Raw genomic sequence first — 15,993 nt, forward strand, 5'->3', positions numbered from 1 at the left:
GGGGTGATGCTATGCAAACTACCGAAACGATGGATTGAGGGCGGACGACACGTCGTTGGATTTCTGGGCAACCGCTGAACGACAGCTAGGCTCCGGGTAGCAATGCCGCACGCGGTCGAGTCTGACGTGATGCAGAGGTAAGATTCCGCGTCCCTACCTTTCCATCCGGGAGCCCCTCATGCCCTTCGCCCTGCGCCTGACCGGCCTATTCCGCGCCAGCTTCCTCGTTTTGTTGTTTTCCACATTGTCGCCGGCCTACGGCGACAGTCGGGAAAACGCTGGCGAGCTGCCCCTGTCACGTCACACGCTGGTCCTGCCCGCCAACCTGCCCCATCTGGCCTGGGTACTCAAGGGACAGACGGCGGCCCTCGGTCTCGACGAAACGCAGCGCAATACCCTGGCCGCGCTGGCCTTTGAGGCGCGCGACACGCTCCAGCCCCGACTGCAGGAAGCGCGCAACGTGGAGCGCGCCATTGCCGCAGCGACGCTGGAGGGCAAGGACATCGCGCAACTGGCCGGCGAACTGGATCGCCTGCAGCAACTCAAACGGCAGGCGACCGATGCGCAGATCGACCTGAACGGGCGCATCCGTGCCGCCCTGACGCCCGAGCAGTACGGCCAGTTGCTCCGCTTGGCCCAGAGCATGCCGGATGCCGGCCCCGGGGTGATCCCCGGCAAGGACGGCATGACCCCGGCGGCGGCACTGGTACTGCCCGACTACGCGCTGATTTCTCCCCGCCACCTGCCGCACCTGATGAATTTCATCGGCCAATTGTCGCTCGATGCCGCACGGAGGCAGAGCCTGGAGCAATACGCCGACCAGACCGTGCGCCCCAACCTGCTCCCCTTGCTCAGGGAAGCTCAGCAGCTGGAACAGGCGATCGGCCAGGCTGTACTGGACGGCGAGGGTCAGTCGACCGTCGTCGGCCAGCTCGACCGCCTGCTGCAGCTCAAGCGTCAGGCGGCGGAAATCCATATCCGGTGCATCGCACAGGTCAGGCAGATCCTGCCGGCTGATCAATACAGCCAGCTGCTTGCCCTCGCCCGCGAAACGCGGCCTTAAGCCGGGTTGAAACGGAAAGGCGGAGGTTTTCCGCGCACTGTGGCATCAGCCGCCGAGCAGCCAGCCTCCCAGCGCAGCGAGGGCCACGACGAAAACCGGCGACACCCGACCGAAGACGAGCAGGCCGTAGGCCGCCAGCGCCAGTCCGAAATCGGCTCGGGTGTGGATGGCGCTTGACCACACCGGGTCGTAGAGCGCCGCGCCGAGCAGGCCGACCACCGCGGCGTTGATGCCACCCATCGCCCGCCGCACCGCATCCCGCTGGCGCAGGCTTTCCCAATAGGGCAGCGCGCCGGCAACGAGCAGGAAGGACGGCAGGAAGATGGCCAGCAGAAGCAGCAAGCCGCCCGTCCAGCCGCCAAGCGGCAAGGGCATGGCGGCGCCAAGGAAGGCGGCGAAGGTGAACAACGGTCCGGGAATCGCCTGCGCCGCGCCGTAACCGGCCAGGAAGGTGTCGTTATCGATCCAGCCGGGAGGCACCACGCTGGCTTGCAACAGAGGCAAAACCACGTGACCGCCGCCGAAAACCAGCGAGCCGGCCTGGTAGAACTCGGCAAAAGCGGCCAGGCCCGCTCCGCCTATCGCTGCCGCCAGCAGCGGCAGGCCAAGCAGCACCCCGGCAAAGACGAGAAGGAGCAGACCAGCTGCCCGCTTGCCGAGACCGTACTCGCCGTACTCGCCGTGCATGGCGGGTGGGAGGTGCGGCAGGGCCAGGGCCCGCCAGCCGATCAGGCCGCCCAGCCCGATCGCCAGGAGCTGGCCATGAGCAGTCGGCAGGGCCAGGACGAGCAAGGCCGCGCCGATGCCGATACCGCCCCGCAGACGGTCAGGGCAAAGGGAGCGGGCCATACCCCAGACCGCCTGGGCGACGACGGCGACGGCGACGACCTTCAGGCCATGCAGTGCGCCGGATTGGGCCAGCCCGGACCAGTGGCCGACACCGAGCGCGAAGAGGATCAAGGCGATGGCGGAAGGCAGCGTGAACCCCAGCCAGGCGGCCAGCGCCCCCAGCCAGCCGGCGCGCCCGAGGCCGAGCGCCATGCCGACCTGACTGCTTGCCGGGCCGGGCAAGAACTGGCAAAGGGCGACAAGATCGGAGTAGTGCCGGTCATCCAGCCACTTCCGGCGGTCGACGAACTCGCTGCGGAAATAAGCCAGATGGGCCACCGGCCCACCAAAGGAAGTCAGCCCCAGACGGAAAAAGGCCAGCAGGACCTCGACGGCCGAACTCCGCTGGTCGGTGCCGGACTCCCGGCCCGCCACTAGCCGAGGACAGCCAGCCTGGCCTTGGGACCGGGCGGGTGCTTGATGAAGTACTGGCGAATACCGCGGACGATCGCTGCAGCCAGTTTTTCCTGGTAGGCGTCATCGTTGAGGCGGGCTTCCTCTTCCGGATTGGAGATGAAAGCCGTCTCGATCAGCGCCGACGGAATGTCCGGTGCCTTGAGCACGGCAAAACCGGCCTGCTCGACCTGCGCCTTGTGCAGGGTGTTGATCGAGCCCAGCTCGCCCAGCAGGTACTTGCCCAGCTTCAGGCTGTCGTTGATCGTCGCCGTCTGCGACAGATCGAGCAGCGTGCGGGCGAGGAAGAGGTCCTTGCTGCCGATATTGACGCCGCCGATCAGGTCGGCCTGGTTTTCCTTCTGGGCCAGCAGGCGGGCCTGCGTGCTCGACGCCCCCTTCTCGGACAGCACGAAGACCGAGGAGCCCCGCGCATCGGGCTTGATCCAGGCATCAGCATGGATCGACAGGAAGAGATCGGACTGCACACGGCGCGCCTTCTGGACGCGCATCTGCAACGGCACGAAGAAATCGGAATCGCGCGTCAGCACGGCGCGCATGTTCGGCTCGGCGTCGATCCGCGCCTTCAGGCGGCGGGCAACTTCGAGCGTGACGTTCTTTTCGTAGGTGCCGGCCTTGCCGATGGCGCCCGGGTCTTCGCCGCCGTGGCCGGGGTCAAGCGTGATCGTCACCAGGCGGTCGACAACGGGTTTGCCGGATTTCTTGCTGGTATGCACCTCGGGCGCCTCGACCTGCGCCTTGCCTGACTCCCTGGCCGACTGCTCGGGCTGTTTCTCGGCAATGCGGAAATCCTGCTCGTTGGGCAGCGGTTCGACCGCATCCTTACGCCCCTCGAGCAGGGCCATCAGCGGGTCGGGCGGGTTGACCGGATAGACGTCGAGGACCAGCCGGCGGCCATACTCCCCGGCCGGTTCGAGCGTGAATACCTGCGGATTGACCTTGGTCTTCAGCTCCATGACCAGGCGCACGACGCCGGGCTTGAAGCGGCCGGCACGCAGCAGCTTGATATTGGGATCATCGGCGGCGACCTTGCGGGCCAGGCTGTCGAGCACACTGTTGAACTCGACCCCCTCGATGTCGACGACCAGTCGATCCGGGTTCTCGACAGTGAAGTGGGTGAATTTGAGCGGTGCGTCGTGTTCGAGTGTGACGCGAGTGTAGTCGGCGGCCGGCCAGACGCGAACGGCGACGATGGCGGGCAGCTTTGCCGCAGCGCCGGCCAGCGGCGTGACGGAAAGGATCAGCGAGGCGCCGGCATAGCGGAGGAGCTGTCGGCGCCCATGGCTGGGATGAGCGCGTTTAGACATGCCTGCCCTTTCGGTGAATCTGCCAAGGCTTCGAGGACACGCCCGACACCCGCATGATAAAGGCGCAGCCGCAGGTCTGCCGGCGGAACGCAGCCTTCAGCGCGTTCCGGCCATTCGACCAGACAGACCGAAGCGTCGTTAAAGTATTCATCAAAGCCCGCATCGAGAAACTCCTCGGGTGACTCGAAACGATAAAAATCAAAGTGATATAAGTATAAGCTCGAAATTACGTAAACTTCAACCAGGGAATAGGTCGGACTTTTGACCGGCCCCGTATGGCCCAGCGCACGGATCAGCGCCCGCGACAGCGTGGTCTTGCCGGCGCCCAGGTCGCCTTCCAGATAAACGACCAGCCCCGGCTGCAGCAGCGGCGCCAGCTTTTCCCCCAACTGCTGGGTGGCGGTTTCGTCTGGCAATTCGAAAACGGCGGTAACATCGGGGCTATGCACGATCAGGACTCCACAGTGGATTACGCGGCACTCAAGGAAAAAATCCGCGCCGCCGGCCGGCAACTCGGTTTTGCCGCCATCGGCGTGGCACGGGCCGACCCGGGCGATGCGGTGGCCGGCCTGCACGCCTGGCTGGCCGAAGGCTGCCACGGCCAGATGGATTATATGGCCCGCCATGCCGAACTGCGTGCCCACCCGGAACAGCTGCAACCGGGAACGATCACCGTGATCAGCGCAGCGCTCGACTATCTACCGCACGACAAGATCATCGACGACCCCGGCCAGGCCGCCATCTCACGCTACGCGCAGGGCCGCGATTACCACAAGATCATCCGCAGCCGCCTGCAGAAACTGGCCGACGCCATTGCCGCTGAAATCGGGCCGTTCGGCTACCGCGTTTTCTCCGACTCGGCGCCGGTCATGGAAGTCGAATTCGCCAGCCAGGCCGGCCTGGGCTGGCGCGGCAAACACACGCTGCTGCTTTCGAAACAGGGCTCCTGGCGCTTTCTTGGCGAAATCTATACCGATCTGCCGCTAGTGCCCGACGAACCCGTCGCGTCGCACTGCGGCAGTTGCACCGCCTGCATCGACGCCTGCCCGACCGGCGCCATCGTCGCCCCTTACAAGGTCGATGCCCGGCGCTGCATCTCCTATCTGAGCATCGAACTCGACGGCCCGATCCCGGAGGAACTCCGCCCCCTGCTCGGCAATCGCATCTACGGCTGCGACGATTGCCAGCTCTGTTGCCCGTGGAACCGCTTCGCGCAGATCGGCGACCCGGAATTCACGCCGCGCCACAAGCTGGATTCGGCCTCGCTGCTCGAACTCTTTGCGTGGACCGAACAGCAGTTCAACGACCGCCTGGCCGGCAACCCGATCCGCCGTATCGGCCACGAGCGCTGGCTGCGCAATATCGCGGTGGCGCTCGGCAACGGCCCGGCCGGTGAGGCCGTGCAGGAGGCACTGCACCATCGGCTCGACCATCCCTCGGCCGTGGTCAGGGAGCATGTCGCCTGGGCCCTGGCCCGTTTGGAAAGCCAGGCAACACCAACTCACATTTAGTACTTTAGCAATATTTACAACTAAGCGACGCAATGGAATAGTAGGGCACCCTATAAATGCCCGGCCATGACCACTGCCCGCTTTCGCCAATCCCTGCTTGCCCTGACCATCGCCTGGCTCGGCATCGTCGCCTTTGCGGCCCATCTGCTGATTTCGGCGGAAATCGGCCGGCATGAGCGCACTTTCGAAGACACCACCCGGCAACTGAGCAACGGCCTCAAGCACAAGCTGGATACCAACGAGGCCGTCCTGGCGGGATTCGTCGCCTTTCTGCGCGCGGTCGAAGGCAACGACGTCGAATCGGCGACACGCTACGCCGCATCGGCAACGGCCCCCTACCCCCACATCTACATGCTGGAAGTGGCCCGCCGGGTGCCGGTTGACGAGGAAAGGCCATTCGAGGCCGCCCTTCGCCGCGAATGGCTGGCTGATTTCACGCTCAAGAGTTTTCCCGGCATCACCGGCAGTCCGACTGCCCCCATCGGCGCCAAAAAAGAGACCTGGCCGATCCTCTTCCTCTATCCCGCGTTGCCGGAAGCCCAGGCGATCTATGGTGTCAGGCTGGAAACCGTCGATCACCTGGCTTATTCGCTGGCCCTGGCGCAAAGGAACGCCAAGCCGGTCGTCAGCCCGGTATTCGAACTGTACGAAGGCGGCCGGGCCTACATCCTGCTGCAGGAAGTCGAACGCACCACACCCGCCACCGGACACGCCACCCCCAGCCTGTTCGGCAACACGATGACGGCCCTGCTGGTCATCCGCAGCGATGCCCTGCTGCCCGGCCCGGCTGCCCCCGCCGCCCTGAAGACGATGGCCTACGCGGCGCAGATGCGCAGTGCCGGCCGTTCCGACAACCTGCTATTCAGCCAGGAAGCCGAACCAGCCAGCCGCCTCGACACCTGGTTTCTGCCGCGCTTCCAGCACGAGGTCGTGATCGACAACGTTTCGCAGCCGACGGTCCTTTTCTTCGAGCAACAACTCGCCTGGCGTGACCTGTTAACGGCGGAGTTCCTGATCATCATCGGCCTGCTCGCTTGCGCTTTCGTCACCGTACCCGCCCTGAGCCTGCGCCATTTCCGGGCCGTCGAACGCGGCGCCCGCGAGCTGGAACGCTCGGCCTACCTGGCGACACATGACCTGCTGACCGGCCTGCCCAACCGTTTCCTGTTCATCGATCGATTCGAGCAGGCGGTGCAACAGCACATCCGCAACGGCAATTCCTTCGCGCTACTGCTGCTCGATCTCGATCACTTCAAGGAAATCAACGACCAATACGGGCATGAAGTGGGCGATGTGGTGCTGATCGAGAGCGCCCGGCGGATGACGGGCGAAATCCGCGCCTGCGACACGGTTGCCCGGCACGGCGGGGACGAATTCGTCGTGTTGCTGGCCAACACGCTGGACAGCACCGATGCCCTGGCGGTGGCCGAGAAATTGCGGCACACCATCGCGCAACCACTGGAAAGTGCCGGCGGCCTGTTCCGCATTACCCCCAGCATCGGCGTGGCGATGTATCCGGCCGATGGCAGAACGCTCGACGACCTGCGCCGGGCGGCCGACGAAGCGATGTACCACGCCAAGAAGAAGGGGCGAAACGCGGTTTCCGGCTTCCGGCAAGCCGCCGGCTGATGCCACGAACTGCCGCTACCAGCTCGGCCCCTGCGCCCCCGGCATGAAGCGGATGGGCGCCACCTCGGCCTTGTCGAGCGCCAGTTTGCGGTTGATGCGGGCCGTCATCTCGTCACGCGAAGGGATGGGCAGATCGTATATTTCGGCGAGCAGGCCGCGCATGCGCAGCAACCAGACGTGGGTCAGTTCGGCCAGCGCGGCATAGAACGGTGTCGCGCAGAACAGGGATACACGCTGGGCGAAATCGGGAAACCAGTAGCCAAGGTGCTCGTCGATGAAGCGTGCCGTATCGTCGGCCGGGAATGAGGGCGCCAGAAAAACCTGGCGCAGGTAGTGCAGTTGCAGCACGACATGATCGTCGAAACGGCGGCGCCAGTCGGTAGCCCGCAAGCCCGCGGCCGCATACAGTTCGCGCAGCTCGAACATCGGCGCGGCACAGGCCAGATGGTCGTCGGACAGCCAGACCGATTCGTAGGGCGAGGCGCCCAGGCTGTTGTTGAGGTAGATGGCGGCGTAGTCGGCGGCCAGTTCGTCGAGCGAGGTCGGCTCGGCCAGCACGGCCGCCATGTTGGCGTAGGCCTGGTGGCCGGCCTCCCCGGCCGGCGGCAGGGCCAGCCCGTGCGGAAAATCGGCGCTGCGCAAGGCGGCCAAGGTCTCGGCATCGAGTTCGCGGTCGTGCAGGCGGATCAACTGCTCCAGATCGTCGGCCAGGGCGGCGAGCAGTTCACTTGCCATCGACCCGCCCCTTGCTGTGCGGAATGAAGGCGATGGACGGCCGGGTCAGTTCCGGATTCGCCATGTTCTTCACCTGCTTCACCGGCTTGTCGTTCGGCCCGATGGCCGTGGTTTTCAGCGTGCCTTGCCAGATTTCCTCGATCGGCCCGATATCCAGCACGCGCATCATGCAGGCCATCACGCAATAGGGCTTGCGGCCGGCTTCCAGTTCGTCGATGCACATGTTGCACTTCTTGATCACCATTTCCTGCGGATCCCACTGCGGCGCGCCGTAGGGGCAGGCCGCCTCGCACTTGCGGCAGCCGATGCACAACGTCGAGTCGATATCGACCACGCCGTTGTCGGCCCGCTTCCAGATCGCGCCAGTCGGGCAGGTCGGCAGGCAGGCCGGTTCGGCGCAGTGGTTGCAGGCCATGTTGACCTTGTAGGCGTAAACGTCCGGGAATGTGCCGCCCTCGACATACATCACCCGCCGGAAGCGCGGCCCGGGCGGCAGGCCGTTCTTGTCCTTGCAGGCGATCTCACAGGCGCGGCAGCCGATGCAATCGACGTTGTGGTGGATGAAGCCGAGCTGCACGGCCGGCTTGACCGGCTCGTAGGTCTGCGCCACCTTGCGCTCGATAGCGGCTTTCAGTTCCTGCTTGTCGACTTTCCGGACCATTACTTGTCCCTCCGGAAAATGACGGAACGGGAAGTCGCCTGCGTATCCCAGCCAGGTCGATGATTCAGGTCGGTCTTTTTGAAATCGACGAGGATGGTGTTGTAGGCGAAGGCGCCGGCCGGGCTGGGCTCGTCGAGGGTGAGGAAGTCGGGATTGCCGGCGCGGTCGGTGCCGTCCTTGGCCAGGTCCATCCACGCCCCCTCGTAGAGCACCACCACGCCGGGCATGCAGCGTTCGGTCACGTAGGCCGGCACGACTACCCGGCCGCGGTCGTTCCACACCTCGACGATGTCGCCGGTGACGATGCCGCGCGCCTTGGCATCGCGGGCGCTGAGGGTGATTTCCTGCTGGTAGGTCTCGCGCAGCCAGGGAATGTTGTGGAAGATCGAATGCGTCCGCCAGCGCGGATGCGGCGTCACCATGTGGAAGGGGTACGTCTTCGCCCTGGCGTGATTGAGCGACTCGAAGGGCTCGATCCACTTGGGAATGTAGGGAATCTCGTAGCCGTACTGCGTCTTCGTCCAATCCTTGATGTTGGCCAGGGTCGTGGACAGGATCTCGATCTTGCCGGATGGCGTTGGGAAGCGCTTGCCATCCCGAATCTGCTCCTCGAAGGCGACATGCGGCCGGTCGAGCTTGAATTTATAGACGCCGTGCTTCTTGAAATCGGCCCAGGACATGGTCACGCCCTGGTGTTTCTGCACCTTGCCCTGCCACCAGTCGACCAGGTAAGCCTCGTCGGTCGCGTCGTTGTCCCGGAAGTAATCCCGCGTCGCCCGCGGGTTGAAGCGCCGGCCAAAATCCTTGAGGCTCGGGTCGAGCTGCTCGATGCGGTAGGCCAGCTCGGTGAACACCTGAAAATCGGTCTTCGACTCGCCCAGCGGCTCGATGACCTTGGGCCGGTGGATGTAGTAATGCCCCTTGTACCAGGGCAAGGCCACGTCATGCCGCTCGAAGTGGGTGGCGATCGGGAACAGCACATCGGCCCACAGGCCCGATGGCGTGATGGTCGAATCCATGCAGACGACCAGTTCCAGCTTCTTGATCGCGGCGATTTCCTTGTTGATGTTGGTCAGCTGGTTGAACCAGTCCGAGCCGTGCCAGAAGATGGCCTTGATATTGGGAATCTTGCCGTCCAGTTCGTCGCTGCGCGGCCACAGCCCGACTTCCTCGCGCTTGACGTTGGGGTAGTTCAACACGCAATGCGCCCAGCGGTCGGACTTGATCGAGGCGTACCAGACGTTGGCGTACTGGTCGTAGGGGTAGGCTACCGCCTCGGGGTGCCAGCCCTTGCCGACCCCCTCCGCCGAGCCGCCGAGGATGCCGATGTTGCCGGTCATCGCCTGTAGCGCCGCCGCCATGCGGTTGTACTGCTCGCCGTAGGAAGCCCGCCCCGGCGCCCAACTGGCCTTCAGCGCGGCCGGCTTGGTGGTGGCATACATCTCGGCCAGTTTCTTGATATCGGCGGCCGAAACGCCACAAATCGCCGCGGCCCACTCCGGCGTCTTCGGCGTGTTGTCGTACTTGCCGAGAATGTAGTCCTTGAAATTCTGCCGGTCGGCGAACTGCTTCGGCATCGTGCCGGCATCCATGCCCTGGCAGAACTTGTCGATGAAAGCCTGGTCCTGCCAGCCGTTGGCGAAGATGTGATAGGCCATGCCGGCCAGCATGGCGGCATCGGTGTTCGGCCGGATCGGAATCCACCACGCGTCGTAGCTGGCGGCACTGTCGGTATATTGCGGGTCGACCACGACGAACTTGCAGCCGCGCTGCTTGGCCAGCCGCATGTAGTAAAAGGTGTTGCCGCCGTGGAAGGTATAGGCCGGGTTCCAGCCCCACATGATGATCAGTTTGGAGTGCGCGAAGGCGTCGTCCTCGTTGCCGTCGGTGATGGTGCCGAAGGTCATGCGCGAACTGAAGGTCGTGCCCTGGTAACTGGGGACCGACCACGAATTCGTCCGGCAGCCGAACATGCCGAGAAAGCGGGCGAGCAGGCCCTCGATCTGGTCCGACTTGTGCAGCACGCCATACGAGGTGCCGGCATAGGCCTGGTCGAGGATCGCCGTCGGGCCGTATTTCTGCTTGATGTCCACCATCTTCTGGGCGACGAAATTGAGCGCTTCGTCCCACGACACCCGCTTGAACTTGCCCTCGCCCCGCTCGCCAACGCGCAGCATCGGGTAGAGCAGGCGCTCCGGCGAATAAAGCCGGCTGCGGTAGGAGCGGCCGCGCAGGCAGGCGCGCAGTTGCGGCACCTGCTCGTTCTCGAAACCGAACTTGCCGCCTTCCTGGTAACGCCCATCATCGGTGGACAGGCGGACGATCACGTCGCCCTTCTTGTGGGCGACCAGCATGTGGCGCGAGCCGCAGTTATGGTCGCAGGAGGTGACGACAGTCGTCAGTTGATCGTCGCGCGGATACGGTTCGTAGGCAAAGGCCTGGGCCTGCTGCTCGCCGCTGCCCAGTTCGACCAGGCCGCTGGTCGTTGCCACGGCGGCGCCAGCCCCCACCGTTTTCAGGAAATTGCGGCGCTTCGGATTGAGGAGATCGAGCCAGTTGCGTGGGGTATCCATGGTCGCTCCGGGTTATGGGCGGGCCGTCGCCGGCCGTTGGAAACGAGCTTCCGATTCGCTCGGCCTGTCCTTTGCCCAGTCCGGCACGTCGGCCGGCATGCCCGGCCAGGCATGGCGCGGATAGGGGTAGCTGATGCGATACCACGCCCGGCCACCGTGACAGCCGTAGCAGACATCCGAATTCTTCGCACCGGCCGCCTCGATCGCTGCCGCCTTCAGGTAGCTCACCTGATGCCGGTGGGTGCGAATCGCCGCATGGCAGGTCAGGCAATCGTTGCCAAACATCGCCTTGGCTTCCGGCCACGGCGCGGGCAAGCCCATCAGTTGCACCGGCAGCTGGCCGTGGCACATGAGACAGGTCGTTTCGACATTGACCGGCTTGCGTAGCGTGAAATCCTGGCTCGTCAGCGGTACGGCGCTCGCCGACGACCCTGGCGCCTCCTCGCGCGGATCATGCCCCTGATGGCAGGTGGTGCAGCGCAGATCCATCAGTTCCCTGGCCAGCGGCGTGACCAAATGCCGGCGGTGAAAAGTTTCCTGCCCCCCGACATAGGTGCTCGTCTGCTGGTACCAGGCCAGGCTGGCCGCCGCCCGAACACCCGCCGGCGAGGTTTCACGCACCGTGTCGTCGAGGACTTCCCGGTGGCAGGCCAGGCATTGTTCGTCGGTCGCCTGCTCGATGGCTGGCTTGAAGTGAATCGGGTCATAGGTGGCTCGCAGATGATCAGGGACGAGCCCGGCGGGCCTTTCGGCGATCCACCCGCCGAGCAAGGCGCCGACGGCGGTTACCAGGAGCGCCAGGGCAAGAAGCCAGAGGGCGGGATGCGGGCGGGACATGTTCAGTTCCTTGCCTTGCCCTGGTCGTGCCAGCCACGCAGGTCGTAGGGGCCGGTCAGTCCGGGACGATCGAAGGGGGTATACCACGCCCCCTGGTCCTTCAGGAAGCCGAGTCCGCTGGGCGGCAGGCGGATGCCGTGCAGTGCCCTGGTCCGCCATGCTTCGTCGGGCTTGAATGCCACGATCACCGGCGCGCCGGCCGGCCGCTCGGCTGGCCGGAGACCGGCGACGAATGCCACCTCGGCAGCGGCGGCAAGCGACGGCCACAAAAGGGCAAGCAGGAGACAGACAGTCGGGCGCATGCGGTTTGCTCGGTGCATGGATATCGCTCCTACTCTACGCCAACCGGCCACCCACTTTTTGATGCAACGCAATGCCATCCGCTGGCCGGATGGCGCAACTTACACCGCCACCGGCCGCCCCGGATCGGCACACCATTCGCTCCACGATCCGGCATACAGTCGCGAACCAGGTAGGCCGGCAATCTCCATTGCCAGGATGTTGAGGCAGGCGGAAACCCCGGAGCCGCACTGGTGCACGACCAGATCGGGCGGCGAACCGGCCAGCACGGCCAGCCACTCGGCCCGCAATGTCGCCGCCGGCTTGAAATGGCCGTCGGGCAGCAGGTTGTCCTTGAAACAGCGATTGACCGCCCCCGGAATGTGGCCAGCTACCGGGTCGATGGTTTCGTTCTCGCCCCGGAAACGATCCGGCCCACGCCCATCGACCAGCCGCATGTGCGGCGTTTCGAGGCGCTCCAGCACATAATCGGCATCGACGGTGAGCGCCTGCCCACGCGGCACGAAAAGACGCGGCACCAGGCTGGGCACGATGTCCGTCAGTACTCCACCCGCCGCCTGCCAGGCCGGCAGGCCGCCGTCGAGCAGGGCCACGGCATCATGGCCGAGCCAGCGCAACAGCCACCATAGACGGCCAGCGATCATGCCCTGGGCGTCGTCATAGACGACGACCTGCGTCGTGGCGCCGATGCCGATCTCGCCCAGGCGGGCTGCCAAGCGCTCCGGGTCGGGCAAGGGATGGCGGCCATTGCAGCCAGTCATCGCCCCCGACAGATCGCGGTCGCAATGTAGGAAGACGGCACCGGGCAGGTGGCCGGCGGCATAGGCACGCTCGCCGTAGCCGGTGTCCGACAACTGGTGGCGCACATCGACGACCAGCCAGTGCGGATCATCGAGATGCGCCCGCAGGGTAGCGACGTCGACCAGCGTCGTGTAACTCACTTACTGCTCCAGCCAGGCTTTCGCTTCGTCGGCGTTGTCGAACACCTCGACATCGGCGCTGACGAAAGTCTGCGACAGCCAGGCGCTCCACGTCACCCACTGGCTGTCGGTGACGACGGCGACACGCTTGAAGTCACTGGCATGGGCGCGCGAGAACTTGACCTCCTCCCACGCCACATCGAGCGTCAGGCCGGCCATCTGGCTGAGGTCGAAGAAAAGGTCGACCGGCCCTTCGAAGCGGACCTTGTAATTGACGACCTCTTCGAATTCCTTGTAATCGGCCAGCGTGAATTCGCCGAAGACGGATACATTGACGCGATTGGGTTGGTGATCGATGACGATCATGGCGGCTCCTCTTGTCCTTGTCCTGATGCTGCCAGTTTAACCCGGAACCGCCCGCCGTGCGGGCCTTCCCGCTGCCCGGCGGCGGTGCTTCGGGGCGACCGGAGGATGGTTCCGGTTTTTCCGGCCAACTTCCGCCCGATGGCGCACTCCAATCAGCAAACGGTTCGCGTGCCCGGGTTGGCGCCGGAACAAACCAAAGGCAGGGTAACTGACTCGACAAGGAGTGCACAGATGGAAACGATCGGTACCTGGTGGACGACGGCGGGATTCGCCGCCTTCGACCGGTTCGTGCTCGGCGGCAAGATGCTGCTCGCCGATCGGAACCACCGGCCGGTCGCCGGCGCGCTCGGCGTCAGCGCGGCCGCAGCGGCAAACCCCGTCATAGGCTGAGGAGCGGCCCCATGTTCATCATCCCGTTCCCGCCGCCGATTGCCGGTAACGCATCGCTCCGCCCCAGCAGCATCGGGCGCGAACTGGCTCCCCGCACTGACCGACCACCCGCCGATGACGTGGTGGACTTGCCGGAGATCCAGCAACCGGATCGGGTCAGTTTCAGCGACGAGGCCCGCATCCTGGCTGCCGGCAGCCCGCGCGATGAATCGCCCCGGCAATTGGCTACCACGATCGAAACCCGCTGGCGTCATGCGCTCGACGCCTACCGGCAGATCGCGGCGCTGTAGCGGCTCAGTCGTTCTCGGCCGGGTTGGCCCGCGAGAAATGCGTGGCAGCCACTCCGGACGCAATGATCAGCCCGATAGCCAGCCAGGCCGAGGCATTGAGCACTTCACCCCAGAACAACATGCCGAACAGGCTGGAAAAGATCACGGTACTATAGGCGAGCGCGGCCGACATCAGGGTCTTGCCCCGCGAGTAGGCGCGGGTCATGGCCAGCTGGGCGGCGGTGGCGAAACTGGCGACGCCCAACAACAGCAGACCGCTTCGCAGGTCGACCGGGTGCAGTTCGCTGAAAATCAGCCAGACGGCAGCGCCGATCGAGGAAACCAGCGAAAAGTAGAACACCGTCCGCGTTTCCGGTTCGCCGCGCGCCCCCAGTTCGCGCACACTGAAATAGGCCATGCCGGCCATGATGCCCGAGCCGAGGCCGATCAGGCCGCCCAGTAACTGGTCGGCATGCCAGGTTGGCCGGAGCAATAGCACGACTCCCACCAGCCCGAGCAGCAACGCCCCCAGCATACCCCGGCGTAGCCGCATGCCAGCAAAGCCGAGGTAGAGCGCCAGGAAAATGGCCGAGGTGTAGTTCAGCGTCACCGCCGTCGCCAGCGGCAACAGCGTGATGGCGTAGAAATAGGAGAACAGCGCCGAGAAGCCCACCGCCCCGCGCGTTACCTGCCAGCGCCAGTGCGCCGTCCGGAGCGGCACGCCGCGCAGACGGACCAGTCCGAACATCAGGATCAGCGAAATGAAACTGCGATAGAAAGTGATCTCGACCGCCGAATGCGTCGCCGCAGCCAGCTTGACGCATACGCCCATCCCGGCGAACAGCAGGCTGGCAACGATCATCCACAGCGATTGCATGGGTTAGCGGCTCGTTATTCGTGATGGGTTGGCAGTAGCCAGCCCCAAGGCGCCGGGTAAATGCCGACGCCTCGGGTAGCCACCAACCTGAAGCCAGCCGGAAATCAGCGCGCCTCGATGGCCGACTGCATGATCCGGCGATAGAACTCGTGAAAGTGCTGCATGCCGTTTTCCATCGGGCTCTGGTAAGGCCCGACCTCGTTGCGCCCTTCGGCCAGCAACGCCTTGCGGCCGCGATCCATGCGTTCGCCGATCTCGTCGTCCTCGATGGCGGTTTCCATGTAGGCGGCACGCTCAGCCTCGATGAACTCGCGCTCGAAATCGACAATTTCCTCGGGATAGTAGAATTCGACGACGTTCATGGTCTTGTCCGGCCCCTGCGGGATCAGCGTCGACACGACCAGCACGTGCGGATACCACTCGACCATGACATTGGGGTAATACGTCAGCCAAATGGCGCCCTGTGGCGGCGTCTCACCGCGGTCGCCGTAATACTCGCGGACAACCTTCTGCCACTTGTCGTACACCGCCGAACCGGATTTCATCAGCGAGGTGATGCCGACCTTCTGCACCGAGTACCAGTCGCCGAACTGCCAGGTCAGGTCGTCGCAGGTGACAAAATTACCCAGGCCCGGGTGGAAGGGTACGACGTGGTAATCCTCCAGATAAACCTCGATGAAGGTCTTCCAGTTGTAGTTGCAGGCGTGCATCTCGACATGGTCGAGCTTGTAGCCGGTGAAATCGAGATCGCGCGCCACCTTCATGCCGGCCAGGTCGGCATTGGCCAAACGCGGCCCCTTGAAGAGCAGGCCGTTCCAGTTTTCCAGCTGCAGCTTGTTCAGGTTCAGGCAAGGGTTCTGCGGGAAGTGCGGCGCACCGATCAACTGGCCACCCTGGTCGTAGGTCCAGCGGTGGATCGGGCAGACGACCGGCCCGTTCAGCCGGCCAGAGCCCTGCAGCATGATCGCCTGACGATGGCGGCAGACGTTCGACATCTGCCAGATACCGGCATTCGCCCCCTCGCTGCCGCCGTTGAGCAGCATCTGGCCGTGATCCTTCCACTCCAGCGACCGGTAATCACCCGCTTCCGGCACCATCAACTGGTGGCCGACGTAGCCCGGACCGGCATCGAAGATGAGCTTTTTCTCCAGCTCGAAAATCTTGTCGTCGAAATACCAGTCCACCGGCAGTTGGGACACTGCGGGGGCCAACTTGGACAGATTCGCCACGTCGGACATTCTCCACGCCTCCAG

At 64.7% G+C, this 15,993-nt stretch carries 17 protein-coding genes; 5 read left to right on the top strand and 12 right to left on the bottom strand.

Translation table 11 applies throughout. From position 1 onward, the window contains the following. Positions 1 to 178: 178 nt before the first annotated feature. Positions 179 to 1,063 carry a hypothetical protein gene (locus tag K420_RS0116640; RefSeq protein WP_198293877.1) on the top strand — a complete coding sequence of 295 codons (885 nt, stop codon included), beginning with the start codon at positions 179 to 181 and terminating at the stop codon, positions 1,061 to 1,063. Between the two features lie 45 nt (positions 1,064 to 1,108). On the opposite strand, the gene chrA is transcribed toward K420_RS0116640, so the two are convergent. From chrA to tsaE, 3 genes are read right to left on the bottom strand one after another with little or no spacing between them, the layout of a single operon-like run. After that, on the bottom strand, positions 1,109 to 2,326 hold the full coding sequence (gene chrA / locus K420_RS0116645) for a chromate efflux transporter (protein ID WP_027459042.1): 1,218 nt from the start codon (positions 2,324 to 2,326) through the stop codon (positions 1,109 to 1,111). Continuing rightward, complete coding sequence (locus K420_RS0116650) at positions 2,326 to 3,672, bottom strand: N-acetylmuramoyl-L-alanine amidase (protein ID WP_027459043.1); 1,347 nt, start codon at positions 3,670 to 3,672, stop codon at positions 2,326 to 2,328. Before K420_RS0116650 ends, chrA begins: the two co-directional genes overlap by 1 nt. After that, positions 3,606 to 4,121, bottom strand: a complete 516-nt coding sequence (gene tsaE, locus K420_RS20310; RefSeq protein WP_232422807.1) for a tRNA (adenosine(37)-N6)-threonylcarbamoyltransferase complex ATPase subunit type 1 TsaE — start codon at positions 4,119 to 4,121, stop codon at positions 3,606 to 3,608. Before tsaE ends, K420_RS0116650 begins: the two co-directional genes overlap by 67 nt. Here tsaE and queG point away from each other — a divergent pair. Continuing rightward, positions 4,116 to 5,183 (top strand): tRNA epoxyqueuosine(34) reductase QueG, encoded by a 1,068-nt coding sequence (gene queG / locus K420_RS19385; RefSeq protein ID WP_035856154.1) that lies wholly within the window; start codon positions 4,116 to 4,118, stop codon positions 5,181 to 5,183. The genes tsaE and queG overlap by 6 nt on opposite strands. Before the next feature lie 66 nt (positions 5,184 to 5,249). After that, positions 5,250 to 6,812 carry a sensor domain-containing diguanylate cyclase gene (locus tag K420_RS0116665; protein ID WP_027459044.1) on the top strand — a complete coding sequence of 521 codons (1,563 nt, stop codon included), beginning with the start codon at positions 5,250 to 5,252 and terminating at the stop codon, positions 6,810 to 6,812. A gap of 15 nt (positions 6,813 to 6,827) precedes the next feature. Here the strand turns inward: K420_RS0116665 and K420_RS0116670 are convergent, their stop codons facing one another. The 7 genes from K420_RS0116670 to K420_RS0116700 form a co-directional block, all read right to left on the bottom strand. After that, on the bottom strand, positions 6,828 to 7,547 hold the full coding sequence (locus K420_RS0116670) for a TorD/DmsD family molecular chaperone (RefSeq protein ID WP_027459045.1): 720 nt from the start codon (positions 7,545 to 7,547) through the stop codon (positions 6,828 to 6,830). Next, positions 7,537 to 8,208: a 4Fe-4S dicluster domain-containing protein gene (locus K420_RS19390; protein WP_051453214.1), complete on the bottom strand. Its 672-nt coding sequence runs from the start codon at positions 8,206 to 8,208 to the stop codon at positions 7,537 to 7,539. The genes K420_RS0116670 and K420_RS19390 overlap by 11 nt, the downstream gene beginning before the upstream one ends. Next, positions 8,208 to 10,781 carry a molybdopterin-dependent oxidoreductase gene (locus K420_RS0116680; RefSeq protein ID WP_027459046.1) on the bottom strand — a complete coding sequence of 858 codons (2,574 nt, stop codon included), beginning with the start codon at positions 10,779 to 10,781 and terminating at the stop codon, positions 8,208 to 8,210. The genes K420_RS19390 and K420_RS0116680 overlap by 1 nt, the downstream gene beginning before the upstream one ends. 12 nt (positions 10,782 to 10,793) lie before the next feature. Next, entirely contained in the window at positions 10,794 to 11,618 is an 825-nt protein-coding gene (locus K420_RS19395) for a cytochrome c3 family protein (protein WP_051453215.1), read from the bottom strand. A gap of 2 nt (positions 11,619 to 11,620) precedes the next feature. Further along, positions 11,621 to 11,938 (bottom strand): hypothetical protein, encoded by a 318-nt coding sequence (locus K420_RS0116690; RefSeq protein ID WP_027459047.1) that lies wholly within the window; start codon positions 11,936 to 11,938, stop codon positions 11,621 to 11,623. Positions 11,939 to 12,019: 81 nt separating this feature from the next. Next, complete coding sequence (locus K420_RS0116695) at positions 12,020 to 12,859, bottom strand: sulfurtransferase (RefSeq protein WP_027459048.1); 840 nt, start codon at positions 12,857 to 12,859, stop codon at positions 12,020 to 12,022. Beyond that, the gene (locus K420_RS0116700) at positions 12,860 to 13,204 is read right to left on the bottom strand and encodes a SpoIIAA family protein (RefSeq protein ID WP_027459049.1); all 345 of its coding nucleotides are present in this window, start codon (positions 13,202 to 13,204) and stop codon (positions 12,860 to 12,862) included. A 231-nt stretch (positions 13,205 to 13,435) separates the two neighbouring features. On the opposite strand from K420_RS0116700, the gene K420_RS20655 reads away from it, so the two are divergent. After that, complete coding sequence (locus K420_RS20655) at positions 13,436 to 13,594, top strand: hypothetical protein (protein WP_157275140.1); 159 nt, start codon at positions 13,436 to 13,438, stop codon at positions 13,592 to 13,594. 11 nt (positions 13,595 to 13,605) lie between these two features. Further along, a complete protein-coding gene (locus K420_RS0116710; RefSeq protein WP_027459051.1) occupies positions 13,606 to 13,884 on the top strand; it encodes a hypothetical protein in 279 nt (92 codons plus the stop codon). 4 nt (positions 13,885 to 13,888) lie between these two features. On the opposite strand, the gene K420_RS0116715 is transcribed toward K420_RS0116710, so the two are convergent. Together K420_RS0116715 and K420_RS0116720 are read right to left on the bottom strand one after the other, a co-directional pair. Beyond that, positions 13,889 to 14,740: a DMT family transporter gene (locus tag K420_RS0116715; protein WP_027459052.1), complete on the bottom strand. Its 852-nt coding sequence runs from the start codon at positions 14,738 to 14,740 to the stop codon at positions 13,889 to 13,891. Positions 14,741 to 14,844: 104 nt separating this feature from the next. Next, positions 14,845 to 15,978 (bottom strand): aromatic ring-hydroxylating oxygenase subunit alpha, encoded by a 1,134-nt coding sequence (locus K420_RS0116720; protein ID WP_027459053.1) that lies wholly within the window; start codon positions 15,976 to 15,978, stop codon positions 14,845 to 14,847. Between the last annotated feature and the right edge of the window lie 15 nt (positions 15,979 to 15,993).

The sequence above is a fragment of the Dechloromonas agitata is5 genome, assembly GCF_000519045.1.
Classification (GTDB): domain Bacteria; phylum Pseudomonadota; class Gammaproteobacteria; order Burkholderiales; family Rhodocyclaceae; genus Azonexus; species Azonexus agitatus.